Source organism: Verrucosispora sp. WMMC514 (assembly GCF_027497295.1).
Taxonomy (GTDB): Bacteria; Actinomycetota; Actinomycetes; order Mycobacteriales; family Micromonosporaceae; genus Micromonospora; species Micromonospora palythoicola.
Genome location: NZ_CP114906.1, coordinates 6,233,058 through 6,256,695, shown reverse-complemented (window position 1 = coordinate 6,256,695; position 23,638 = coordinate 6,233,058). Strand labels below are relative to the sequence as shown.

20 protein-coding genes are annotated in these 23,638 nt (G+C 69.9%); 6 read left to right on the top strand and 14 right to left on the bottom strand.

Translation table 11 applies throughout. The features are described from left to right. Positions 1 to 20: 20 nt before the first annotated feature. The 4 genes from O7597_RS29035 to O7597_RS29020 are packed head-to-tail and all read right to left on the bottom strand — an operon-like array spanning position 21 to position 6,010. The gene (locus O7597_RS29035; protein WP_269741875.1) at positions 21 to 1,658 is read right to left on the bottom strand and encodes an extracellular solute-binding protein; all 1,638 of its coding nucleotides are present in this window, start codon (positions 1,656 to 1,658) and stop codon (positions 21 to 23) included. 46 nt (positions 1,659 to 1,704) lie between these two features. Further along, the gene (locus O7597_RS29030; RefSeq protein ID WP_269741874.1) at positions 1,705 to 2,637 is read right to left on the bottom strand and encodes a carbohydrate ABC transporter permease; all 933 of its coding nucleotides are present in this window, start codon (positions 2,635 to 2,637) and stop codon (positions 1,705 to 1,707) included. Beyond that, positions 2,634 to 3,614: an ABC transporter permease subunit gene (locus tag O7597_RS29025; protein WP_269741873.1), complete on the bottom strand. Its 981-nt coding sequence runs from the start codon at positions 3,612 to 3,614 to the stop codon at positions 2,634 to 2,636. The genes O7597_RS29030 and O7597_RS29025 overlap by 4 nt, the downstream gene beginning before the upstream one ends. Continuing rightward, positions 3,611 to 6,010, bottom strand: a complete 2,400-nt coding sequence (locus tag O7597_RS29020; RefSeq protein WP_269741872.1) for a glycoside hydrolase family 3 N-terminal domain-containing protein — start codon at positions 6,008 to 6,010, stop codon at positions 3,611 to 3,613. Before O7597_RS29020 ends, O7597_RS29025 begins: the two co-directional genes overlap by 4 nt. A 295-nt stretch (positions 6,011 to 6,305) precedes the next feature. Here O7597_RS29020 and O7597_RS29015 point away from each other — a divergent pair, with 295 nt between their 5' ends. The 3 genes from O7597_RS29015 (at position 6,306) to O7597_RS29005 (ending at position 10,099) form a co-directional block, all read left to right on the top strand. Next, complete coding sequence (locus O7597_RS29015; protein WP_269741871.1) at positions 6,306 to 7,337, top strand: LacI family DNA-binding transcriptional regulator; 1,032 nt, start codon at positions 6,306 to 6,308, stop codon at positions 7,335 to 7,337. Between the two features lie 21 nt (positions 7,338 to 7,358). Next, entirely contained in the window at positions 7,359 to 8,402 is a 1,044-nt protein-coding gene (locus O7597_RS29010) for an acetylxylan esterase (protein WP_281581329.1), read from the top strand. 263 nt (positions 8,403 to 8,665) lie between these two features. After that, the gene (locus tag O7597_RS29005; RefSeq protein WP_281581328.1) at positions 8,666 to 10,099 is read left to right on the top strand and encodes an endo-1,4-beta-xylanase; all 1,434 of its coding nucleotides are present in this window, start codon (positions 8,666 to 8,668) and stop codon (positions 10,097 to 10,099) included. Between the two features lie 97 nt (positions 10,100 to 10,196). On the opposite strand, the gene manD is transcribed toward O7597_RS29005, so the two are convergent. From manD to O7597_RS28990, 3 genes are all read right to left on the bottom strand, one after another. After that, positions 10,197 to 11,393: a D-mannonate dehydratase ManD gene (manD, locus tag O7597_RS29000; protein WP_281581327.1), complete on the bottom strand. Its 1,197-nt coding sequence runs from the start codon at positions 11,391 to 11,393 to the stop codon at positions 10,197 to 10,199. Positions 11,394 to 11,594: 201 nt separating this feature from the next. Next, on the bottom strand, positions 11,595 to 13,202 hold the full coding sequence (locus O7597_RS28995; protein ID WP_281581326.1) for an RICIN domain-containing protein: 1,608 nt from the start codon (positions 13,200 to 13,202) through the stop codon (positions 11,595 to 11,597). A gap of 183 nt (positions 13,203 to 13,385) precedes the next feature. After that, entirely contained in the window at positions 13,386 to 14,744 is a 1,359-nt protein-coding gene (locus O7597_RS28990; protein WP_281581325.1) for a PHB depolymerase family esterase, read from the bottom strand. A gap of 217 nt (positions 14,745 to 14,961) precedes the next feature. Here O7597_RS28990 and O7597_RS28985 point away from each other — a divergent pair, with 217 nt between their 5' ends. After that, positions 14,962 to 16,617 (top strand): glycosyltransferase 87 family protein, encoded by a 1,656-nt coding sequence (locus O7597_RS28985; protein ID WP_281581324.1) that lies wholly within the window; start codon positions 14,962 to 14,964, stop codon positions 16,615 to 16,617. Here O7597_RS28985 and O7597_RS28980 read toward each other — a convergent pair. Then, positions 16,599 to 16,850 (bottom strand): hypothetical protein, encoded by a 252-nt coding sequence (locus O7597_RS28980; RefSeq protein WP_281583365.1) that lies wholly within the window; start codon positions 16,848 to 16,850, stop codon positions 16,599 to 16,601. The two genes, O7597_RS28985 and O7597_RS28980, sit on opposite strands and share 19 nt — an antisense overlap. A 27-nt stretch (positions 16,851 to 16,877) precedes the next feature. Beyond that, positions 16,878 to 17,597: a spermidine synthase gene (locus tag O7597_RS28975; protein ID WP_281581323.1), complete on the bottom strand. Its 720-nt coding sequence runs from the start codon at positions 17,595 to 17,597 to the stop codon at positions 16,878 to 16,880. A gap of 112 nt (positions 17,598 to 17,709) precedes the next feature. Here O7597_RS28975 and eccB point away from each other — a divergent pair, with 112 nt between their 5' ends. Together eccB and O7597_RS28965 are read left to right on the top strand one after the other, a co-directional pair. Next, on the top strand, positions 17,710 to 19,086 hold the full coding sequence (gene eccB / locus O7597_RS28970) for a type VII secretion protein EccB (protein WP_269741863.1): 1,377 nt from the start codon (positions 17,710 to 17,712) through the stop codon (positions 19,084 to 19,086). 120 nt (positions 19,087 to 19,206) lie between these two features. After that, entirely contained in the window at positions 19,207 to 19,782 is a 576-nt protein-coding gene (locus O7597_RS28965; protein WP_269741862.1) for a dihydrofolate reductase family protein, read from the top strand. A gap of 122 nt (positions 19,783 to 19,904) precedes the next feature. Here the strand turns inward: O7597_RS28965 and O7597_RS28960 are convergent, their stop codons facing one another. The 5 genes from O7597_RS28960 to O7597_RS28940 form a co-directional block, all read right to left on the bottom strand. After that, on the bottom strand, positions 19,905 to 20,426 hold the full coding sequence (locus O7597_RS28960) for an AAA family ATPase (protein WP_281581322.1): 522 nt from the start codon (positions 20,424 to 20,426) through the stop codon (positions 19,905 to 19,907). A gap of 57 nt (positions 20,427 to 20,483) precedes the next feature. Beyond that, on the bottom strand, positions 20,484 to 20,954 hold the full coding sequence (locus O7597_RS28955; protein WP_281581321.1) for a hypothetical protein: 471 nt from the start codon (positions 20,952 to 20,954) through the stop codon (positions 20,484 to 20,486). Next, positions 20,951 to 22,135: a helix-turn-helix domain-containing protein gene (locus O7597_RS28950; RefSeq protein ID WP_281581320.1), complete on the bottom strand. Its 1,185-nt coding sequence runs from the start codon at positions 22,133 to 22,135 to the stop codon at positions 20,951 to 20,953. The genes O7597_RS28955 and O7597_RS28950 overlap by 4 nt, the downstream gene beginning before the upstream one ends. Next, complete coding sequence (locus O7597_RS28945; RefSeq protein ID WP_281581319.1) at positions 22,132 to 22,275, bottom strand: hypothetical protein; 144 nt, start codon at positions 22,273 to 22,275, stop codon at positions 22,132 to 22,134. Before O7597_RS28945 ends, O7597_RS28950 begins: the two co-directional genes overlap by 4 nt. Positions 22,276 to 22,642: 367 nt before the next feature. Further along, on the bottom strand, positions 22,643 to 23,431 hold the full coding sequence (locus tag O7597_RS28940; RefSeq protein WP_281581318.1) for a GntR family transcriptional regulator: 789 nt from the start codon (positions 23,429 to 23,431) through the stop codon (positions 22,643 to 22,645). Between the last annotated feature and the right edge of the window lie 207 nt (positions 23,432 to 23,638).

The following is a 23,638-nucleotide window of genomic DNA, read 5'->3' as shown; positions in this document are numbered from 1 at the left end:
GACCGGACCGGACAGGTCTGCTAGTTCTTCTCCTGGTAGCGCTTGTGCGCCTCGTTGACCAGTTCCAGGTAGGCGTCCATGTTCTTGCTCTTCAACTCCGCCACGTAGGCGTCCCACTCGGCGAAGTCACGCTGCCCGAGCACGAACTGGAGCGTGGCCTGGTAGACGTGGTCCTTCAGCGGGGTCTCCCAGAGCGAAACCTGCTCGCGCTCCTCGTCGTTCAGCGGGTACGGCGGCGGCGGCGACTTCGGCGCCCGGGCGTTCATCACCTGCTGGAACTCCTGCTCCTCGGGCGAGAAGAACGCCTGCACCAGCTCGGGCTTGCCGCCGTAGGCGAACACGCCGTTGCCGAAGCCGAAGTCCTTCTGCAGGTGCTTGGGCGCGCCGGGGTTGAGCCCGACCATGTCGACGTCCGGAGAGAGGGTCTTCTTGCCGCTGGCGTCCTTGACGAAGGTGGTGCCCTCGACGCCCCACTTGGCGAACTCCTGCCCCTCGTCGGCGTACCAGAGCCAGTCGACGAACTGCATCATGGCCACGAAGTTCTTGCTGTCGCGGGCCTTCGAGGAGATCATCATGCCGTTCTCCAGCCGGCTGGCCGGGTTGATCTCACCGGCCGGGCCGATCGGCAGCGGGATCTTGGTGATCTTCGCCTTCGGGTTGGTCGCGGCCAGGTCCGGCCGGTAGTCGTTCACCAACGTCTGAGCGTTGCTGCTGATCACGAAGGACTTGCTGTTGGCGAGCTTCTGCCGGGCCAGGTCGTCGGTCTGGGTGAAGCTCTCCGGGTCGAGCAGCTTCTCCGACACCAGCTTGTTGAGGTACTGCAGCATCTGCTTGTACTGCTCGGTGGCGCCGGTGTACTCGAACTGCTGCGCCTGGTCGTTCCAGCTGACGTGCTGGAAGTTCCAGCCCGCGCCGGCCAGACCGTACGACGCGGCCAGCATGTTGAGCAGGTTGCCGGCCGGGTTGGGCTGGCTGAACCGGTCGGAGAACGGGTAGACGTCCGGGTACGCCGCCTTCATCGCCTTGAGCATGGTGTAGACCTCGTCCCAGGTCTTCGGGACCTGGAGGTTCAGCTCTTCGAGGATGTCGGTGCGGACCGCGAGCGAGTACTCGTGCCAGGGCTTCTCATGCAGGCCGGGCAGCAGGTAGAACTTGCCGTCCTGCTGGCGCAGCGTGTCGATCTCAGGCTTCAGGTTCCACTTCTCGATCTTGTCCTTGAAGTTCGGCATCAGATCGAGGTAGTCGCTGACCGGCAGGATCGCCCCCGAGGAGACGTACGCGTGCACGTCCGGCGGATAGGTCTTCGGGATCAGCAGGGGAGCGTCGCCGGCACCGATGAGCAGGCTGCGCTTCTGGTTGTAGTCGCTCAGCGGCACCGCGACCTTCTCGAGGCTGACGTTCGTCCGGGACTTCAACTCCGTCCAGAACAGCCAGTCCTCCTTCAGCGGGTAGTTCGGGTGGTTGTTGTAGAGGACGGAGAAGGACAGCGGCTCGGTGGCCTTGAACTGGGTACCGACGGCGTAGTTCTCCATCGCGCCGGCCCGGTTCTCCGACAGGTCCTCGCTGTCGGACGAGTCGTCGCCACAGGCGGTGACGCTGCCGAGGGCCAGCAGCACGGCGGCAGCCGCCGCAGCGTGACGCCACGATCTGCGGAACATGGCGGGATCCTTTCAACTCGGTGGTGGGAGGGGTGTTCGCTACTGGTCAGCCCTTGACCGCGCCGAGCATGATGCCCCGGACGAAGTACCGCTGGACGAAGGGATATACCAGGAGGATCGGCAGGGTGGTGAGCACGATGGTCACGGCCTTGAGCGTCGCCTCGGCCTGTACCTCGTTCGCCTCGGTGATCGCCCCGACGTTCTCCGCGCCGGTGGCACCGGCGATCAGGTTGCGCAGGTACACGGTGACCGGCCACAGCTCCTGCCGGTCCATGTAGAGGAAGGCCGCGAACCAGGAGTTCCAGAAGGCCACCGCGTAGAAGAGCACCATCGTGGCGACGATGGCCTTCGACAGCGGCAGCACGATCCGCAGCAGGATGCCGTACGTGTTGAGCCCGTCGACGGCGGCGGCCTCCTCCAACTCCGTCGGCAGGCTCTCGAAGAACGCCTTCATCACCAGCAGGTTGAACACGTTTATCGCGTTGGGCAGCGCGATGGCCCAGACGCTGTTCTTCAGGCCCAGGCTGGTGACCAGGACGTAGTTGGGGATCAGGCCGCCGGTGAAGAACATGGTGAAGACCGCGATGCCGACAAGCGCGCCGCGCCCCTTGAGCTGCTTCTTCGACAGCACGTACGCGTAGCAGGTGGTCATCACGATCGAGATGACCGTGGCGGTGACCGTGTAGAACACGGTGTTGCGGTAGTTCGTCCAGAACAACGGGTCGGACATCAGCAACTGGTAGGTGTCCAGGGTGAACCCGCGCGGCACGAGGTTCACCTGGCCGGCGATGATGTACGCCTCGTCGCTCAACGAGCGGGCCACGATGTTGACGAACGGATAGAGCGTCACCACCACCACGAGGGTCAGGATGATCCCGTTGACCACCCGGAACACCCGGTAGCCCCGGGTCTCCTGGATGCCGCGGCGACGGGGACGGCTCGCGGAACCGGTGGGCCGCTCGGCGGTGTCGACGGTCACCACAGGCTCGTCCCCACCGTGCGGCGGGCGATCAGGTTCGCCGAGACGACCAGGATCAACCCGATCACCGCCTCGAACAGCCCGATCGCGGCGGCGTAGCTGAAGTTGCTGGACTGGAAGCCCATCCGGAACAGATACGTCGAGATCACGTCCGCGGTCGGATAGGTCAACGGGTTGTACAGCAACAGGATCTTCTCGAAGCCGACCGCCATGAAGGCGCCGATGTTGAGGATCAGCAGCGTCACCATCGTCGGCCGGATGCCCGGCAGCGTGACGTGCCAGGTCTGCCGCCACCGGTTGGCCCCGTCGATACGGGCCGCCTCGTAGAGGTCGTCGTCGATGGTGGTGAGCGCCGCCAGGTAGAGGATCGTGCCCCAGCCGACGGTCTGCCAGACCTCCGAGGAGACGTAGATGGTGCGGAACCACTCGGGCCGCTGCAGGAACGGAATGGCCTCACCGCCACCGGCGCGGACCAGCTGGTTGACCGTGCCGTCCATGGACAACAGCTGCATGACGATGGCCGCCACGATCACGATGGACAGGAAGTGCGGCAGGTAGGACACCGACTGCACGAACCGCTTGAGCTTGCGGGCCCGTACCTCGTTGAGCAGCAGCGCCAGCACGATCGGCAGCGGGAAGCAGAACAGCAGGGTCAGCGCGCCCAGGACCAGCGTGTTGGTGAAGACGTTCCAGAACGTCGGATCGTTCAGGAACATCTTGAAGTACCGCAGCCCGACCCAGTACTCACCGAAGATGTTGCCGCCGGGCTGGAAGCGCCGGAAGGCGATGATGTTGCCCAGCATCGGCAGGTACCGGAAGATCAGGAAGAACAGCAGCGGCAGGATCGCCAGCGAGTACAACTGCCAGTCCCGCCGCAGCGCCCGCCGCCAGGTCTGCCGGGCGACGCGTGGCGGCGGTTCCGGTGTCGTCGCGTCGGGGCTGGGCGGCGACGGGGTCAGGGTGGTCACGCTGCTCATGGCCGACTCCCCGCCGTCGGCCCGGCGACCGGTTCGACGCGTACCCGGGACAGCAGCTCCCGGTGGTGGCCGACCTCGCGTTCGTCGCCCGCCAGCCGCAGCGCCAGGCTGGCCACCACGTCGCCGCTGGAGCGGCTGAGCCGCAGGTGCACCTCACCGGGCTCGACCACGCGCCGGCCGTGCAGGCCGGTGAACGAGGTGACATCGGCGGGGACCGCGAAGCTGACCCGCGCCGCCCCGCCGGGTTCCACCGGCACCCGCGCGTACCCGATCAGGCGCACCACGGGCCGGGTGGTCTGCGCCACCGGATCGTGCAGGTAGAGCTGGACCACCTCGGTGCCGGCCCGGGCACCGGTGTTGCGGACGGTGACCCCGACGGTCACCTCCCCGTCGACCGGCCAGGTCGTCGGTTCCCCGGTGTCGCCGCCCGGCGCGTCGCCGACCGCGGCGTCGCTCCACTCGAAGGTGGTGTAGCTGAGACCGTGGCCGAACGGGAACGCCGGCGTCGGGTCCACCGACGACACCTTGGAACGTCGGCCCAGGATGGGCGTGAGGTAGGTGCCGGGCAGCCCGCCGGCGTGCCGGGGCACGCTGACCGGCAGCCTCCCGGACGGGTCCACCTCGCCGGTGAGGATCTCGGCCACCGCCTGACCGCCGAGCTGACCCGGGAAGAACGCCTGCACGATGGCGCCGGCCCGGTCCACCGCGTCGCCGAGGGCGTACGGCCGGCCGGAGAGGACCACCAGGACGACCGGGGTGCCGGTGGCCAGCACCGCGCGTACCAGTTCGGCCTGCACCCCGGGTAGCTGGAGGTCGACCGCGTCGCAACCCTCGCCGGAGGTGCCCCGGCCGAACATGCCGGCCCGGTCGCCGACGGCCAGGACGCAGACGTCGGCGTCGGTGGCCGCCTGGACCGCCGCCGCGATGCCTGAGGTGTCGTCGCCGGTGATGTCGGTACCCGGTACGTGGGTCAGCTGCGGACACCGCCGTTGAAGTTCCTCGCGCAGGGACGGGATCTCGACGCCCGTGCCGTGCTCGGGGTGGTGCACCCCGACGTGCAGCGGGAAGGTGTAGCAGCCGAGCATCGCCATCGCGTCGTCGGCGACCGGCCCGACCAGCGCGACCCGCTGGTCGGCGGCGAGGGGCAGCAGCCCGTCCTGGTTGCGGAGCAGCACGACGGACTGGCGGGCCAGTCGCAGGGCGACGGCCTGGCTGGCCTCGTCGTCGAAGCGCAGCGCCTCGACGTCCGCCGGCAACTCCCGCCAGCTCTCGTCGAGCAGGCCCAGCTCGATCTTCTGGATCAGCACCCGCCGCAGGGCCCGGTCGACGAGCGCCTCGCTGACCTCACCGGAGCGCACCGCCGCCGCCAGCGGCGCGCCGTAGGCGTCCACGGTGGGCAGCTCCACGTCGATGCCCGCCCGCAGCGCCAGCCGGGCCGCCGCCGCGGCGTCGGCGGCGACGCCGTGCAGGGTCTGCAGGAACCGGACGGCGAAGTAGTCGGCGACCAGCACGCCGTCGAAACCCCACTGCTCACGCAACGTCCGGGTGAGCAGCTCCACGTCGGCCGCCGCCGGCACCCCATCGATCTCGGCGTACGAGTTCATCACCGATCGCGCCCCGCCCAGTCGCAGGGCCATCTCGAAGGGCGGGAGGATCACGTCCGCCAGTTCCCGGCGGCCCATCGCCGTCGGTGCCAGGTTCCGGCCGCCCCGCGACGCCGAGTAGCCGGCGAAGTGTTTCAACGTCGCGACCACACCGGCCCGTTCCAATCCGCGCACGTACGCCGCGCCGACCGTGCCGACCAGGTAAGGGTCCTCGCCGATCGTCTCCTCGGTGCGCCCCCAGCGGTAGTCGCGGGTGACGTCCAGCACCGGGGCGAGCCCCTGATGGACACCGGCCGCCCGCATGGACCGGCCGATCAGCCCGGCCATCTCCTCGACCAGCTCCGGGTCGAAGGCCGCGCCCCAGCTCAGCGGCGTCGGGTAGACGGTCGCCCGCCAGGCGGCGAAGCCGGTGAGGCACTCCTCGTGCACCTGCGCCGGAATCCCGAACCGGCTCGCCGCGACGATCTGCGCCTGGGACGCGGCCAGGGACCGCGCGCCGAGGACCGGGTCGACCGGCGCCGTCCCGAACGGCCGGGTCAACTGCCCCAGTCCGTGCCGGATCGCCTCCGACCACGGTGGGGTGTGCTCGACCATGTCGGTCTGATGGGGAGCGACGCCCTCACCGGACGCGTCCGCGCCGACCCACAGCCCGACCAACTGGGCGAGCTTCTCCTCGAGCGACATCAGCGGGATGAGCGCGTCGGCCCGTTCGTCCGGTCGTAACGTCGGATCACGCCACCGATCGGCGTGAGTGGACGCCAATCGGTCGTCGACGGGCAGCTGACTTGTCATGCGAACCCCTCCGGCCGGGGCCGGGAGGTGTCCCGGCAGGCCACGCCGACCGCCGTGGAACACGGCGATTATCGAAATTTTCGGAAACCAGTCGGATACCTGTGTCGGGGAACCTAAGGGCGTCAACAGGGTGTGTCAAGGGTTGCGGAAAGACTGGCCAGACCACACCTGTCGTGCTGGTAAGCGATTGCCGGAATTCATCGCCGCGAGTGGCTGGCATCGACTCGGGTCACCCTCTGGTGGCTCGCGGCGTGTTACAGTCTCCGAAATTTTCGGATTCGTTGCAGAGGATCGGATGGCAGAGAAGCGGTCGTCGGCAGCGCTGGGCTCCGCCACCATCGCGACCATCGCCCGGGAGGTCGGTGTCTCCTCGGCGACGGTCTCCAAGGTCCTCAACGGACGGTCGGACGTCGCCGCCGTGACCCGCGCGCGGGTCGAGGCCAGCCTGCAGCGACACCGCTACCGTCGACGCGCTCGCCGCGCCCCCGGCGAGGGCCAGATCGACCTGGTCTTCCACGAGTTCGGCTCCGACTGGGCTCTGGAGATCATCAGGGGGGTGGAGGCGGTAGCCGCCCTGACCGGGGTGAACGTGATGTTGTCGCAGCTCAGTGCCGCCCGCCGACCGCCGCAGTCCTGGGTCGACGCGGTGGTCGCCCGGCGTCCCCTGGGAGTGCTGCTGGTGATGTGCAACCTCACCGATCCGCAGCGGCAACAGTTGCAGCGCCAGTCGATCCCCGTGGTCGTCATCGACACCGACAGCGCCAGCGTGGCCTCCGTGCCCACCGTCGGCTCCAACAACTGGAACGGCGGGCTGATCGCCACCCGGCACCTGTTGGATCTCGGGCACCGCCGGATCGCGGTCATCTCCGGTCCGCGCGACGTGCTCTGCGCCCGGGCCCGCACCGCCGGCTTCCGTTGCGCCCACGAGGAACTCGGCGTTCCGATCGATGCCACGCTGATCCGGCACGGCAACTTCCACCTCGACGCCGGCTACACCCACGGCATCGAGTTGCTCAGCCGGTCGGACCGGCCGTCGGCGATCTTCGCCGGCTCCGACCTGCAGGCGCTCGGGGTGTTGCGGGCGGCTCGGCAGCTCGGCCTGGACGTGCCGGGTGACGTGTCGGTGGTCGGCTACGACAACCTTCCGCTCTCGGCCTGGGTCGGTCCGGCCCTGACCACGGTCAACCAGCCTCTGCGCGACATGGCCGGCACCGCCGCCCAGATGCTGCTCGATCTCGCCCGCGGCAACGCCCTGCCCACCAGCCGGATAGACCTGGTCGCCGAGCTGGTGATCCGGGAAAGCACCGCACCGCCACCGCATTCGTGACCGAGCCCGCTGCGAGGAGCCATGCCCCTGTTCGACCTTCCACTGGACCAGTTACGGCAGTACGCGCCGGCCGTGGCCGAGCCCGCCGACTTCGACGAGTTCTGGCGCTCGACCCTCGATGCGGCGGCGCAGTCGCCGGTGCTGCTCGACGTGCGGCCTGAGCCGACCGACCTGCGCCTGGTGGACAGCTGGGACGTCACCTTCGCCGGGTTCGGCGGCGACCCGGTACGGGCCTGGTACAACCGCCCGGCCGGGGTGGACGAGGCGCTGCCGGTGATCGTGGAGTACGTCGGCTACGGGCGTGGCCGGGGGCTGCCGCACGAACGCCTGATCTGGCCGGCCGCCGGCTACGCCCACCTGCTCATGGACGCCCGGGGACAGTCCGGCCGGTACGGCGCGGGGGACACCCCGGACCCGCACGGCGAGGCACCCGGGGGGCCGTCGCCGCTGACCCGCGGCATCATGACCCCGGAGGGCTACTACTACCGCCGGCTCATCACCGACGCGGCGCGCGCGGTCGAGGCGGCGCGCGCCCTTCCGGGGGTCGACCCGCACGGCGTGGTGGCGGCGGGCAACAGCCAGGGCGGCGGACTGGCCCTTGCCGTCGCCGGGCTCGACGTCGAACTGGCCGCGGTGCTCACCACCGCGCCGTTCCTCTGTCACCCGCAGCGGGCCCTCGAGATCACCGAGGTGGGGGCGTACGGCGAGATCGCCAACTACCTCGCGGTCAACCGCGACGCGGAGCCGGCGGTACGTCGCACGTTGTCCTACGTCGACGGGGTCAGCTTCGCCCGTCGGGCCCACGCGCCGGTCCACTTCGGCATCGGACTGCGGGACATGGTGTGCCCCCCGAGCACCGGGTTCGCCGCCTACAACCATTACGGCGCCACCGCGTTCGGCCCGCGTCCCGAGCGCGTGATGCATGTCTATCCGTTCAACGGACACGAGCACGGGGAGGCCACCCACACCCGGCGGCAGCTGCGCTGGCTGACCGATACGCTCGGTGCCACCGCGGACCGGTTGGCCAGGCCGAAAGTTTCGGGGGCCCAGATCTCACCGGCGTGACACCTCCACCTGTGGCGCGCCGACGGCAGCGGTTTCGGATAGCGACCGGGACGAACGGTCAAAGAGTTCCGGGGCGCGTTGAGCTTTCGGAGCTGTTTCGATAAGGTTTTCGATACAACAGCCTCGATCTACTCACGATGGCGGGCTGAGTGCACCGGCCGACGCGGCATCCGGGCGACCGCGTCGGCGACGGAGAGCCATCGTGCTGGGCAGTAGTCGGGGCCGGCTATTCATCAGCACGGCTTCGTCGAAAGGCTCACGCCATGAACAACGCCCACGCCCGCGCCAGCGGGCGGCCGGCAACCCGACTGCGACCGCGCGCCGCGCTGGTCTCGGCCGCAGTCGGTCTCGCCCTCGTCGCCACCAGCGTGGTGGTGGCGACCTCCAGCGCCCAGGCCGCCGAGTCCACCCTCGGTGCGGCCGCGGCCCAGTCCGGGCGGTACTTCGGTGCCGCGGTGGCGGCGAACAAGCTGTCCGACTCGACCTATGTCGGCATTCTCAACCGCGAGTTCAACTCGGTCACGGCCGAGAACGAGATGAAGATCGACGCGCTCGAGCCGCAGCAGGGTCGATTCACCTACACCAACGCCGATCGGATCGTCAACCACGCCCTGTCCCGGGGCTGGAAGGTGCGGGGCCACACCCTGGCCTGGCACTCGCAGCAGCCCGGCTGGATGCAGAACATGTCGGGCACCGCGCTGCGCAACGCGATGCTCAACCACGTCACGCAGGTCGCGACCTACTACCGCGGCAAGATCGACTCGTGGGACGTGGTGAACGAGGCGTTCGACGACGGCAACAACGGCGCGCGACGTGACTCGAACCTGCAGCGCACCGGCAACGACTGGATCGAGGCCGCGTTCCGGGCCGCCCGGGCCGCCGACCCGGGCGCCAAGCTCTGCTACAACGACTACAACACCGACAACTGGACCTGGGCCAAGACCCAGGCCGTCTACCGGATGGTGCAGGACTTCAAGCAGCGCGGCGTGCCGATCGACTGCGTCGGGTTCCAGTCCCACTTCAACGCGCAGTCGGCGTACAACAGCAACTACCGCACCACGCTGTCCAGCTTCGCCGCGCTCGGCGTGGACGTGCAGATCACCGAGCTGGACATCGAAGGCTCCGGCACCCAGCAGGCGGACACGTACCGTCGGGTGGTCCAGGACTGCCTCGCGGTCCCGCGGTGCAACGGCATCACCGTGTGGGGCATCCGGGACAGCGACTCGTGGCGCTCGTACGGCACCCCGCTGCTGTTCGACAACAACGGGAACAAGAAGCAGGCGTACAACGCGACGCTCGAAGCCCTGAACGCGGGCGGGACCACCCCGCCGCCCACCACCCCGCCGCCAACCACGACTCCGCCGCCGAGCAGCCCCCCGCCGAGCAGCCCGCCGCCCGGTGGATCCGGATGCACCGCATCGGTGGCGTCGCTGGACCAGTGGAACGGTGGCTTCGTCGCTCAGATCCGGGTCACCGCGGGTTCCAGCAGTTTGAACGGCTGGGCGGTGACCATCGGACTTCCGGGCGGCAGCTCGTTGACCAACACGTGGAACGCCAACCCCAGCGGCACCAGTGGCAATGTGACGTTCCGCAACGTCAGCTACAACGGCAACGTCGCCGCCGGCGGCACCGCCAGCTTCGGCTTCCAGGGCACCGGCACCGGGCCATCCGGTAGCCTCGCCTGCTCCGGGAGCTGATCCGTCAGCACCACACCGGGCCCGGCGCGGACCTGTCCGCGCCGGGCCCTGGCGCGCCGGGTGCCGCCTGGCTCAGCGGTGCAGGCCGAGCGTCACGTCACCAGTTGTGCAGGGTGCCGTCCTCCAGCCGGTTGACCGGCAGCGAAGCCGGCCGGTACGGGTGCCGCGCGGCCAACTCCTCGTCGATGTCGACGCCGAGCCCCGGCTCCTCGGACGGGTGCAGGCAGCCGTCGGCGAAGCGGTACGAGTGCGGGAAGACCGCGTCGGTCGCCTCGGTGTACGGCAGGTACTCCTGCAGACCGAAGTTGGGGATGCTGACGTCGAGGTGCAGGGCCGCGGCCAGGCACACCGGGGACATGGTGGTGGTGCCGTGCGACCCGCTGCGTACGTGGTACAGGTGGGCGAGGTCGAAGATGCGGCGCAGGTGGGTGATGCCTCCCGCGTGCACGACGGTGGCCCGTACGTAGTCGATGAGCTGCTCGGTGATGAGCTGCTGGCAGTCCCAGACGGTGTTGAACACCTCGCCGACGGCGATCGGCGTGGTGGTGTGCTGACGGATCAGCCGGTAGCCCTCCTGCAACTCCGCCGGCACCGGATCCTCCAGCCAGGTCAGCGCGTACGGCTCCAGGGACTTGCCCAGCCGCGCGGCCTCGATCGGAGTGAGCCGGTGGTGCACGTCGTGCAGCAACTTCACCTCCGGCCCGAACTCGCTGCGAACCTGGGCGAAGACCGACGGCACGTGGTGGAGATACCGTTCGCTGCTCCACACGGTCTCGGCCGGGACGGCCGTGCCCGCCGGCTTGTCCTGTCCCACCCCGTAGGTGTCGGTCAGCCCGGGCACGCCGCACTGCACCCGGATGGCGCGGTACCCGAGATCGAGGTGGCGGGCCAGCTCGGCGAGGAGCCCGTCCACGGTGGGCGCGTTCGCGTGGCCGTAGACGGCGACCCCGTCGCGACTGCGGCCGCCCAGCAGTTGGTAGACGGGCAGCCCGGCCACCTTGCCCTTGATGTCCCAGAGCGCGGTGTCCACCGCCGCGATGGCGCTCATCGTCACCGGGCCACGTCGCCAGTACGCCCCCCGGTACAGGTACTGCCAGGTGTCCTCGATCCGGTCGGCCTCCCGGCCGATCAACAGCGGCACGACGTGCTCGGTCAGGTAGCTCGCGACCGCGAGTTCCCGGCCGGCGAGCGTGGCGTCGCCGACCCCGGTCACTCCGTCGTCCGTCACGATCTTCAACGTGACGAAGTTGCGGCCGGGACAGGTGACGATGACCCGGGCATCGGCGATCTTCATCCAGGCTCCTCACCGGCGGCCGACGGATCGACGCGAGCCAGTCTGGGATCGCCCCCATGATCTGTCAACCGGCGCCGGCCGGGGTGCCCGAGGGTGCCGTTCGGCCGCCGGACGTTCCCGGCCTACCCGCGCGCCGGGTGGTTGCCTGCCGGGCCGACGTGGCCGGGGCCGCCCGGAGACATCCGGGCGGCCCCGGCACGGTCAGCAGCGGCTGATGCTCGAATTGCTGAGGTTGACGTTGCTGATGGTCAGGTTGGTCGTGCAGGGGCTCTCCAGGATCCGGCTGTTGACCAGGGTGAAGTTCCGCAGGGTGATGTCCCGGTTGCCGGGGAACTCCGTCCGCGCCGCCAGCCGGACCTCTCCGCCGCCGCTGATGGTGCCGCCGCCGGCCGCGATGTCCACGCCGTAGCAGTTCTCGATCAGGATCGCGTTGTTGCCGGTGTTGGCGATGTCGACCCGGTTGACCGCCACGCCGCCGGATTCGGAGACGCAGAAGATGCCCCGGCCGCCGCCGCGTGCCCGTACGGTGCCGACCCGGATGTTGATCGGGTAGCCGGAGCCGATCCGGCCGGCGCGGTTGGCGGTGCGGAACGCCGCGTAGCCGGTGCCGGTGCCGGCGTTCTCCGCGTCGACCGTGGTCACGGTGGCGTTGATGGTCTCGTTGAGCAGCAGGCCGGAACCGCCGACGTTACGGGCGGTCACGGTGCCGACGGTCAGCCCGTCCACGCCGTACGTCTCCACGCCGTGCGTGCTGGTGCCGGAGACGTACACGTTGTCGATGCGCACGTTGCGCGTCCACTGGCTGGTGTCGCCCCGGTTGTCGATCCGTACCCCCAGCCCGCTGGAGACGCGCAGGTCGATCTGGCCGAGGATCACGTTCGTCACGTTGCGCATGAAGATGCCGTAGAGCGGCGTGCCGGTGACGGTGAGGTTCTGCACCTCGACCTGGGTGGTGCCGCGCGAGTAGATCGGCGCCTGGTCACCGGAGCCGGAGCCGGTCACGTTTATCGTGCCGCAGACGTCGATCGTCGTGTAGCTGGGCAGGGAGATGCGCGAGCCGGCGCTGATCGAGCCGGAGCCGCGTACCACCACCCGCTGCTTGCTGGTCCGGCCGGCGCTGAGACTGTTCACCGCCGCCTGCACGGCGGCCTGCATGCTGCTGCCGGAGTAGACGGTGCTGCCGCCGTTGCGGGCGGTCCAGGTGCCGCCGTTGAGCACCGCCTCGGCCTGGAACGAGCCGCTGCCGCACCCGGTGCCGTTTCCGCCGCCCAGGGTGACCAGCTGCCACTGCTGGTTGGCGCCGTCGTGGTCCTGGTACTGGGAGATCATGCCGCCGTCGGCGGTGGACCAGCCCCACACGTCGAGGACCTTGTTGGAGTGCCGGTTGACGAACCGGACGTACCCGCCGGCGGAGTCGGCGAGTCGGAAGTGCTGGCGGGTGTTGCCGCTGGCCGCGGTGTTCTGCACGAGTTGGACACCGTCGGTGGCGTTCGGCAGTTCGAGGACCTTGCCGCTGTGTACGGAGCGGACCTGGTAGTAGCCGCTCCCCACGTCGACGAACCGCCACTGCTGGACGGCGGCGTCGTTGCGGGCGTACTGGTTGACCGGGGCGTTGTCGGCGGTGGACCAGTTCCACACGTCCATCGCCTTGCCGCTGTGCCGGTTGACGAACACATAGGTGGCGTTGGGGTCGACCGTCGCGGCCTGGGCGCTCGGCGAGGCCACCAGCACGCCGACGCCGAGCAGCGCCATCGTGCTGACGACGACCAGCCAGCGCCGAGGGTTTCGTCTTCCTGTCCTGAACAGCATGCGGGTTCCTCCGGGAACGGGTGTGGTGGCGGAGCGCGTGCCGGAGTGGTGAACGACGCAGAGCAAGCGCTTTCCTGATATCGACAGGAATATATCTTCCGGTTTGCCTCAAGCCAAACGAGCGGTGGCGACGCCGGTGTCCGTACGGCGGTAGCCGTACGGACACCGGGCCGGGTGCGACGGTCAGCCGACCGCGCAGGTGGTGCCGTTGAGGGTGAACGAGGACGGGCTGGCGGTGTTGCCGCTGTGGTTGGCCTGGAAGCCGATGGTGACCGAGCCGTTGGGGGCGATGGTCCCGTTGTAGGAGACGTTGCGGGCGGTCACCGCCCCGGACGTCGGCGAGTAGGTCGCGTTCCAGCCGTTCGTGATGGTCTGCCCGCCGGGCAGGGTGAACGACAGGTTCCAGCCGTTGACCGCCGTGACGCCGGTGTTGGTGATGGTCACCGACGTGGTCAGCCCAGTGTTCCAGGCGTTCACCGCGTACCCGACCCGGCAGCCCGTGCCTGGCGGCGGCGTGGTGGGCGTCGGCGTCGGCGTGGGAGTGACCGTCGGCGTCGGCGTCGGCGTGGGAGTGGGGGTGGGGGTTGGGGTGGGAGTGAGCGTCGGCGTCGGGGTGGGGGACGCGGTGTCGAGTCCGAGGAACCGGATGGCCTGCGCGGCGTCGACCGGCAGGTTGTGCGACACGCCCTGCATGCTGATCGCCTCGACCGGTGCGGTACCGCCGGAACCGCCGTACCGGGTCCGGGTGTAGCCGGACTGCGGACTGTCGGTGAAGGTCGGGGTCTGGCTCAGCCCGTGCAGGTTGGTCCACTGCTCGATCTGCTCGCCGAAGTTGGGGTAGCGCAGGATCTCGTCGTTGGTGCCGTGCCAGATCTGCATCCGCGGCCGGGGTCCGGTGTAGCCGGGGTAGGCGTTGCGCACCAGGTCCCCCCACTGCTGCGGAGTGCGGTTGATCTGCCCGTTGGCGCACTCGCTGTTCCATTCCGAGCCGCCGGTGGTCGCGAAGCAGCCGAACGGCACGCCGGCGAACGCCGCACCGGCGCGGAACACGTCCGGGTAGAGCCCGAGCAGGACGTTCGTCATCATCGCGCCGGACGAGGTGCCCGTCGCGGCGATCCGGGCCGGGTCCACCGGATAGCGGTTCCGGACGTGGTCCACCATCGACATGATGCCGACCGGGTCGCTGCCGCCACCGCGCCGCAACGCCTGCTGCGAGTAGACGTCGAAGCACTGGCTGCTGCGGGTCACCGACGGGTAGATCACGATGTAGCCGTACTGGTCGGCCAGGCGGGCGTACTGGGTGCCCGAGTACATCGCGGGCCCGCTGCCGGTGCAGTAGTGGACCACCACCAGCAGACCCGGCCGTGGCGCGACCCGGTCGGGTACGTAGAGGTACATCCGCAGGTTGCTCGGGTTGGTGCCGAAGTTCGTCACCTCGGTCAGCGTCGCGGCCGAGGCCGATGTCGGCAGCGACAGCGCGGCGAACGCGGTCAGGACGATGGTCGCCAGGACGGCAGACCACAGTCGGAACTCTCTTCTCATGGAACGGGTCCTCCGGACGGAAGGGGACATGGTGGTGTTCCGATCGAGGGCTGCCCGGTGCCCTACCTCGTCCGGCTCTCAGAACATCGATGATTGTCTTCGTCGGCGGGTGGGCGTCACAAGGCGTGGCGCGGCAGCCGCGCTGAGCGGTGGCGGAGCCGCGCCGAGCGGCGAACGGCCGCACGCCCAGCGGTCCGGGGAGATCTATTCTCTGTGCATGCGGGATCGTCGAGCGGCGCTGCTGTGGGTCGGATTCGCGGTCGCGGCGCTGGTCTCCGTCGCCCTGGTGCTGCGACGCCCGGACCGCCTGTCCGACCTGCACATCTATCACGGAGCGTTGACCGACCTGCGCGCCGGGCGACCGCTCTACGGGTACGTGGCGCCGAACGGGGGGCCGTTCACCTACCCGCCCTTCGCGGCGCTCGTGCTCTGGCCGATCACGACCGTGCCGCTGGGTGTGGTCGAAGCGTTCTGGCTGGCGGCGACCTGCGCCGCCGTGATCGCCCTCGCCGTCCCGGTCGGTCGCGCGCTCGCCGCCGGCCGCACCGCCACACCGTTGCCCGGTGCGACCGAGGGCCGGGCGACGACGTCGGCGGCGGTCAGCATCGCGGCGGTCGCGGTGGTGCTGATGGTCGCCGCTCCCGTGCAGAGCAACCTGCGCTTCGGTCAGGTGAGCATCTTCATCGTGCTGATGGCGCTGCTCGACGGGATGGCACCACCGTCGCGGACGCGCGGCCTGCTGGTCGGCGTGGCGGCGGCGATCAAACTGACCCCGCTGCTGTTCGTGCTCTACTTCCTGGTCTGCGGCCGGTACCGCGACGCCGGCCGAGCGCTGGGCGCCTTCGTCGCTTGTGGGGCGCTCGCCCTGGCCATCCTGCCCGCCGAGAGCCTGACCTACTGGGCGGGCACGGTCACCCAGACCTCCCGGATCGGCAACCTGGCGTCCTTGGGCAACCAGTCGGTGCACGGGATGTTGCTTCGTCTCGGCCTGGACCCGGGAGCCCTGCCGCTGGTCTGGTTCGCCCTGGTGCTCGTCATCTGCGCCCTGGCGGTGCTGCGGGCGCGGGGGCTGTCCCGGCTGGGGCGTCCGGGGCACGCGGCGGTGCTGGTCGGCTGCGCCACCGTGGCCGCGTCGCCGGTCTCCTGGACCCATCACCAGGTCTGGACGGTGCTGGCCGCGATGCTGCTGGTGGGTTCCGTCGGCGTGACCCGGAAGGTCGCCGGCGCCCTGCTGCTGGCCAGCATGGTGCTGTCGCTGGGTGCGGTGCTGGCTCCGGTGTCGATGCGACCCGGCGTGCAGTTCCTCTTCGAGAACGCCCGCGCCGTGGGCGCGGTCGCGCTCTGTGTGGCGGGATTCGGCGCGGTCGCGCTGACCGCCAACCGCACCCAGCCCGCTCGGTCTCTCCGGCGAGGCTGGCTGCGGGTGGCCGTCGCGTCCCTCGGGGCACTGGCGTTCTTCGCCGTGCAGCCGTTGCCCGCCGGAGCCGACCCCACCTTCAAGGCGTACGGCCTGCCGGACGTGGTCAATCCGCGGTACTTCTTCGTCTGCCGGGGGCAGGTGGAGTGCGCCCGCTACGGCACCGGCGCCCCGGTCACCTTCGGCACCCGCAGCGAGAAGACCAAGGTGCGCGTCAACGGTGTGGTCTCCGACCAGGTGGCGCGGCTGGACTACCACTCCGCCCCGGGCGGCCCACCCCGGACCATCCCGCTGTTGGCCGCCTATCCCGGTGTGCGGACGTTCTCATTCCGTTCGGCCACCATGGCCCACGGCCGGCTGATCGCGTACTCCGCCGACGGACGAGCCCTCGCCCGCTACGACGACGAGTTGACCGCCGCGGCCGGGACGAGAGGCACTCAGCGGCGGTTGGGGTAGTTGTGGGCGGACCGGCGGCCCCGCACGAAGGCCAGCACGATCACCGCGGCGAGCGCGACCAGACCGATGATCACCAACCACTGGACCGCTTCGAGCAGCAGCCCCAGCAGGACCAGCACCCCTGCGACCACGCCCACGACCCAGAGCAGGGCACGCATCTCCACCTCCCACCCGGCCGCCCGGCCGGTCCGGGCGCGGTTGCCGACCCGGCTACCCGCTGCTGCCCGGATCATGCCGACCGTGTGGCCGCACGGGCGAGATCAGTCGGGAAGTTTCCCCAGGTAGACGGTATTGGCCGACGCGCCGCCGGTCAGCGGGTTGGCGAACCGCACCACGTGACTGTGGTGGGTGGGGAAGACCGCGGCCAGGGCGGCCTCGAAGTCCGGGTCCGGTGGGTCGTCCGACCAGAGGGCGAACACCCCGCCGGGATGCAGCAGCCGCGTCAGCCGGCGCAACCCGTCCGGCCGGTAGAAGGCGGCGTGGCTCGGGTGCAGCGGGTGGCGGGGGGAGTGGTCGACGTCCAGCAGCACCGCGTGGAAGCGACGCCCCGCGTCGTCGGGGTCGAGGCCGTGCGGACCGGCCACCTGGGCGAAGAAGTCGGCCCGCACCAGCCGGGTACGCGGGTCCGTGGCCAGTCCGGCGGCGAAGGGCAGCAGGCCGCGCCGGTGCCAGTCGATGACGTCCTCGACCGCCTCCACCACCAACAGGGCGGCGACCCGGTCGTCCGCCAGCGCGGTGCGGGCGGTGTAGCCCAGCCCCAACCCACCGACGACCACGTCGAGGCGGTCGCCGGCCAGCGCCGCCAACCCCAACCGGGCCAGCTCGATCTCCCCGGCGGTGAACAGGCTCGACATCAGAAACTCGTCGTCGAGCTTGACCTCGTACACGTCCAGGTCGAGCCGAGGATCGCGACGTCGGCGCAGACTGATCTCGCCGATCGGTGTCGCCCGCCAGGCCAGTTCCTCGAAACGTACGCTCACCGCCGGAATGCTACCGACCGGTGAGCGACCATCCGTCGCGTGACGCCCGGTCCCCGGGACATCGACGCAGCGCATATCCTGTGCGCCGATCGTCTCGCCGGAGGGGGAAACGTTGCCGTCGCGGCAGGACCAGCTGCACTCGTACCAGTTCGCCGTGGCGCGGACGGTGGCCGCGTTGGTGACCCGGGACGGCGATCCGGCGCTGTCCCCGACGCGCCGGCTCGCCGGAGCCGCGCTGGCGAGCGTCCTGGTGGCGGCTGTCGGGCTGGGTGCCACGGCCCTGTACGGCCTGTTCACCGGCGGCGGTGGGACCTGGCGCGACGCGGGCGTGGTGATCGTCGAGAGGGAGTCGGGCGCCCGGTTCGTCTACCGGGAGGAGCGGCTGCACCCGGTGCTCAACTACGCCTCCGCGCTGCTCATCATCGGCGCGCAGCGGCCGAAGACCGTACTGGTGTCCCGCCGGTCGATCGACGGGGTGCCGAGAGGGCTGCCGTTGGGCATCCGCGACGCACCCGACTCGCTGCCTCCGGCGGGCCGGCTGGCCACCGCCGGGTGGACGGTCTGCTCGGTGTCACCGACCGGGCCCGAAGCGGCAACCCGGTCGGTGCTGCTGGTGGGTGCCGGCGGTACCGGCGGCCGACCGCTGGGCCGGGACGCACTGCTGCTGCGTGACGCCGACGGCGGGCTGCACCTGCTCTGGCAGCAGCGTCGACACCTGATCCGGGACACCGAGCGGGTGCTGGCCGCGCTCGCCACCACCCGCTCCCGGTCCGTCCCGGTGGCCGCCGCCCTGCTCAACTCGGTGCCTGCCGGTCCCGATCTGACTCCGCTGAGCCCGCCGGGCCTGGGCCGGCAGTCCGCCCGGGTGACCGGGGCCCGGGTCGGTGACGTGCTGGTGGTCCGCAACTCCGGCGGCGGCCGGCAGTACGCGGTGGTGCTCCGCGACGGGCTCGCCGGCATCACCGAGCTACAGGCCGGTCTGCTGCTCGCGCGGACCGGTCAGCGGGAGCCGGAGCAGATCAGCCTCGGCCGGTTCGCCGCCCTGCCGCAACTGCCCGACCTCGTACCCGTCGGGCCCGACGCGCCACCGGCGGCCCCGCCCCGGCTGACCACGCCGAACCCGTCGACGGTCTGCGCGCGGGTCGGCGATGACAGCGGGTCGGTCGAGCTGCGGCTGGGGGTGGCACTGCCCGTGCCGGCCCGGGCACCGGACCGGTCGACCGAGCCGACGACCGCCGACCACGTGTTCGTGGAGCCGGGTCGGGGCGCGCTCGTCGAATCGGTCGCCGCACCGGGCGCCAGCGGCGGCGCGATCTCCGTGGTGACCGATCTCGGTCGGCGGTACGCGCTCACCGGCCCCGAGGTGACCGGCATGCTCGGCTACGCGGACGTCCGACCCGTCCGGCTGCCCGCGGGGGTGGTCAGCCTCGTACCGGCCGGTGCGCCGCTCGATCCGGACGCGGCCCGCCGCCGCGCCGCCCCCGCCTGAGGTGCTCGGACGCGCGCCGCGAAAGTGATAGGACATTTCTCGGCGTGGGCTGTCGAATCCGGCGACGCCCGCTCGTCGCACTGACGACAGCACGTCAGACAACCAGCAAGGAGCAACCTGATGCGTACCCTCATCGCCACCGCGTTCGTCTCGCTCGACGGCGTCGTCGAGGCACCCGGTGGAGAACCGGGCTACCGCAACTCGGGCTGGACCTTCAACGACATCGAGTTCGACGAGGCCGCCTACGAGATCAAGGGCCGGGAGCAGGACGAGGCCACCGCGATGATGATGGGCCGGGTCAGCTACCAGGCGTTCGCGCCGGTGTGGCCGAAGATGACCGAAGAGTTCGCCGGCTACAACGCGATGCCGAAGTACGTCGTGTCGACCAGCCTCAAGGAGCAGGATCTGGTGACCAACTGGGGGGAGATCGTCATCCTCCGGTCGCTCGACGACGTCGCCGCCCTCAAGCAGACCGAGGGCGGGCCGATCAGCATCCACGGCAGCGCCACGCTGAACCGCAACCTCTCCGACGCCGGCCTGATCGACCGTTACCACCTGCTGGTCTTCCCGGTGCTGCTCGGCGCGGGCAAGCGGCTGTTCAGCGACACCGACCGGGACAAGCAGAACCTCAAGCTGGTCGAGAGCGAGTCCTACGCCAACGGCATCCAGAAGCTGGTCTACGACGTCGCCCGTTGACCGGTCGACCGGCCCCGCCGATCCCTCCGCGTGACCGTCGAACCGAGGTGGGTACATCTGTTGTCGCCCCGACGACAACAGATGTACCCACTGCGAAATCTGCGTCGGTAGCCGAAGCGGGGTCAGCGCCTGGGCACTGACCGGATGCTCATGGCGATGGCGTCGGCCACCTGGTCGGGCGGCTGGGACGCGTCGACGAGCTGAGCGCCGGTCACGGCGGCAAAGGTGGTGAGCGCCCGGGCAACATGATCGTGTCGCCACTGCCGGGCGGCGACATCGACCTGGTCGGCATCGATGCGGGCGCGCAACTGCTCCTCGGGCAGCGTGAGCACGACCTCGTGCACCTCGACGCCGTCCGCACGGATACCGTCGAGAATCTGCTCCCGGTACGCGGGATTGATGAGGCTCATCGGCGCGATCCAGGGGTGCGGGTACTCCCGGGCGAGGCCGCTCATCGTCTCGACGACGAGGTGACGCCACAGTGGAAGATCCTGGAAGTCCCCGGTCGGCGAGCCGATGAACTGCGTCAGCAGGTAACCGACGTACTCGGGGTCGAACACCTTGGCATCCGGGAGACGCTCCACGAGCAGGCCCGCCGTGGTCGTCTTGCCGACGCCGAAGGCACCGTTGATCCAGACAATCATGCCGATGATGCTCCCACGGCGAGGTTCCAGGGTGCTGCCTCCCAGGCTGGCGGCTGCCTACTGGTACTCGGCCGCGACTTCCTCCGCCTCGGCGAGGAACTCGTCCAGTTCGGCGTCGGTCAGGTTCCTGTCGAGGAGTATGTGGACGAGGACGAAGATCTCGGCGTCGAGCACGGTTTCGGCGCGCATGGTGTCGACCAGCTCTGGTTCGCCGAGGGCAGCGCGGATGAGACCCTCCGTTTCGAGGGCCGGCGGGGTGTCTCCGTCCTGGTAACGGGCGCGGACTGTCGACACCCAGGCCACGACGTCGGTGGGTGTCGCATCGGGCGCGAAGTACCGGTTGACGGCCAGGGCGAACGCGGCTCCGATGACGTAGGGGGTGCCGGCATTGCCGCTGCGGCGGATCTCGTCGCACAGTGCCTCGGCGGTGTCCCAGTCGGCCCGGGCCATGGCCCGGATGAGATCGCTGTACGGCTGTTCGTGCACCATGCCTCCTTCGTCGGGCCGGTCGATTTCCTGGCGGGTCACGGCTGTCGGGTCAGGCCGACCAGCGTGGCGAGCCGGGTGACGTCGGCTGGGGAGCTGCCCGCGCGTAGCACGGCGGTGAGCGCGGCGCGTCCGGCGGGCCGCACGCGGGTCTCAGCGGGGGCGATGCGGTCGGCGGCGATCAGGGCGCGTCCAGCCGCCTGAGGGTCGCCAAGGGCAAGGTGGGCTTGGGTGATGTCGATCAGGTGACCGGCGCGGTGTTCGGCGGGCAGCCGACGCCAGGCATCGGTGCTGACGGCGAGTGTGTGGGTGGCGATGGCGAGGCCGTTGTCACCGAGGCCGGTGGCGATCAGGGCGCGGGCGAGGTCAACCACAGTCGGCCCGAACCCACCATGGCGGCCGTGCCGGTGGGCGAGGCGGGCGGCCTGGTCGGTGAGGGTGCCGGCGGTGGTGGCGTCGCCGCAGGTGGCGGCGGCGAGGGCGGCTTCGACCAGCAGGATGCCGGCACGGGCGACGTCCTCCGACGGGCTGGTGGGGGAGGGCGTCGCGTCGAGCCGGTGCAGGGCGGTACGGGTGACGGCCAGCGCCAGCCGGCCGCGCCGCGCGGCACGCAGCGCCTGCGCCAGGCCGACCACCGCGATCGCGGTACGCCGTGCGTCGTCCCCGGCGACGGTCATCGCGCGGTCGGCGGCGAGCCAGGCCAGGTCGGGTTCACCGAGTTTGACCAGGACCTGCGCGGTCAGCCGGTACACCCGTACCAGCAGGTCGCCGGTGGACACCGGCATGCCGACGCCGGAGGCGTGTCGCGCGTCGGCGAGCAGGTCGGGCAGGATCCGGAGCAGCTGGGGATACTGGGCGTGCCGGTACGCCGCGAGCGCGTACTGGGCCTGGCGGTCAAGGCCCGCCGGGGCGACGCCGGCGGTGGCCGGTTCGTACCGGGCCAGGGCTTCGCGCACCCGTTCCACGGCGACGCTCATCTCGGTGACCGTCGGCTGCGGGCCGTCCCGGCCGACCAGCACGCCGGTGGCGACCCCGAGCGCCCCGGCGACCGTCTCGATCACCGACAGCCGGTCGAGCCGGCGGGCACCCCGTTCGATCTTGTCGACCCAGCTTTTCGACTTGCCGATCCGGTCGGCGAAGACCTGCTGACTCATCCCACGGCGGACCCGTAGCTGCGCGATGCGCCGCCCGATCGGCAGCTCCTGCCGGCTGCCGCCGGTCATCGCCGCGCCGCCGGGCCGATGGCCTCCGTGGACGCTCCGCAGCGCGGACACCACCGCGCCTTCACCTTGAACGCGAACAGCCCGGCGAGAAACCCCAGCAGTACGCCACCGAGCACCATCATCGCCACTTCTACGCCCACGCGCACTCACCTCTGGCGGGTGGTGCAAGTTGAGCCGCTGACCGTGAACCTGGCGTTCGGGTACGAGCGGTGCCCGCGACCGCCGCAGTCGCGCGGGTTCGATATCGGCGAGAGCCAGGGACGCGTCTTGGGTCCACCGCCTGAGCGGCGGCCACCGGGTGCATCAGGGAGGCATTCAGTTGATGATCTTTTCTGGTCTTGCAGATACTCTGCCGCATCGAGGCCACTCCTGCATGGCTGGTCCGTGGGATCTCGCACCAGCCCGCTCTTGTCCCGAAGCGCGGGGCGGTGCGAGGTCGATCGCTGTAGGACCAACCATGATGGATTGTCTGAAGACAATCAAGCGTTCAGCGGACAATTGTTGCCGCTAGACCTCGGCCGGGAAGGCGTAGACCAGCTCGTACGCCTCAGCGTCGAGCACCATCAGTGACACCTCGACGCAGCGGTCACCCGCGTAGGCGAATCTGGTGATCTCGAAAACCAGACCGCCTTCGCGTCGTAGACCCAGCCCTTCCCGGCCCTCCTGCCCGTCGATCTCCGCTGGGGTGGGCGCACGGCTGATGACCCTTTCCACGAACCTTGTCGGCCCGAATCCCTGCTCATCGAGTCGAGCGAACGTTCCACCGGGTCCGGTGTCTGTGTGTTCGATGCGAGTCCCGCGGGTCAGCTCGGTGGGAAGGTACGCAGTGGCGAGCTGGACCGAGCGTCGGTCTCGTACATACCGGCGGTATCTCAATAGCACCACCTCGCCGGGCGGCACCCCAAGCGCTTCGGCAACATGTGTCGGTGGTACGACATCGCCGACCTCGACATCTACCGCCTTCGGCGGGTTCGCTGCGTCGTGTGCCTGGATCGACAGCCCATGGCCCCACTGCTTCGGCGACAGTCGACCTGGAGATGTGCGGGGGATCCGGCTTGCCCGGACGTAGCTGCCAGAGCCTCGGCGGGACTCGATCAATCCTTCGGCGCGTAGGCGGTCGATGGCCTTCTCCGCCACGCCTCGAGCCACGCCCTCTTCGTTGGCGACGAACTCGCGCAGGGTAGGCAGCTTCGCGCCAGCTTCGTAGCCCGTGACGCGCGCCTCGATCCTGCGCCTGAGTTCGGCGGCGAAGGTTTCAGCGCTGTGCTTCTTGCCTCGGTCGCTTGCGTTGTCCACCGGATCTCCAACTGTCGCCTGACAGAAGGTTACTGGTGAGCCTGTCGGGGCAAAGCGCTGCCCTTGAGAGTATGGCGCCTAAAGGCCGATATGTCGGGAGACTGTCAAACTGTCAGCTGACAGTTTGACAGTAATGGCTCACTGTCGGTTGCCTCGGACACCCAACAATTAGCTGATAGTGATCGGGCGCGGGCTTGCAGTGAGGAA

Coding starts and splice junctions, on each gene's coding strand:
- O7597_RS29025 (WP_269741873.1), bottom strand. CDS start 3,614: ATGAGCAGCGTGACCACCCTGACCCCGTCGCCGCCCAGCCCCGACGCG.
- manD (WP_281581327.1), bottom strand. CDS start 11,393: ATGAAGATCGCCGATGCCCGGGTCATCGTCACCTGTCCCGGCCGCAAC.
- O7597_RS28985 (WP_281581324.1), top strand. CDS start 14,962: ATGCGGGATCGTCGAGCGGCGCTGCTGTGGGTCGGATTCGCGGTCGCG.
- O7597_RS29020 (WP_269741872.1), bottom strand. CDS start 6,010: ATGACAAGTCAGCTGCCCGTCGACGACCGATTGGCGTCCACTCACGCC.
- O7597_RS28950 (WP_281581320.1), bottom strand. CDS start 22,135: ATGACCGGCGGCAGCCGGCAGGAGCTGCCGATCGGGCGGCGCATCGCG.
- O7597_RS29035 (WP_269741875.1), bottom strand. CDS start 1,658: ATGTTCCGCAGATCGTGGCGTCACGCTGCGGCGGCTGCCGCCGTGCTG.
- O7597_RS29010 (WP_281581329.1), top strand. CDS start 7,359: ATGCCCCTGTTCGACCTTCCACTGGACCAGTTACGGCAGTACGCGCCG.
- O7597_RS28995 (WP_281581326.1), bottom strand. CDS start 13,202: ATGCTGTTCAGGACAGGAAGACGAAACCCTCGGCGCTGGCTGGTCGTC.
- O7597_RS29015 (WP_269741871.1), top strand. CDS start 6,306: ATGGCAGAGAAGCGGTCGTCGGCAGCGCTGGGCTCCGCCACCATCGCG.
- O7597_RS28965 (WP_269741862.1), top strand. CDS start 19,207: ATGCGTACCCTCATCGCCACCGCGTTCGTCTCGCTCGACGGCGTCGTC.
- O7597_RS28980 (WP_281583365.1), bottom strand. CDS start 16,850: ATGATCCGGGCAGCAGCGGGTAGCCGGGTCGGCAACCGCGCCCGGACC.
- O7597_RS28960 (WP_281581322.1), bottom strand. CDS start 20,426: ATGATTGTCTGGATCAACGGTGCCTTCGGCGTCGGCAAGACGACCACG.
- O7597_RS29005 (WP_281581328.1), top strand. CDS start 8,666: ATGAACAACGCCCACGCCCGCGCCAGCGGGCGGCCGGCAACCCGACTG.
- O7597_RS28990 (WP_281581325.1), bottom strand. CDS start 14,744: ATGAGAAGAGAGTTCCGACTGTGGTCTGCCGTCCTGGCGACCATCGTC.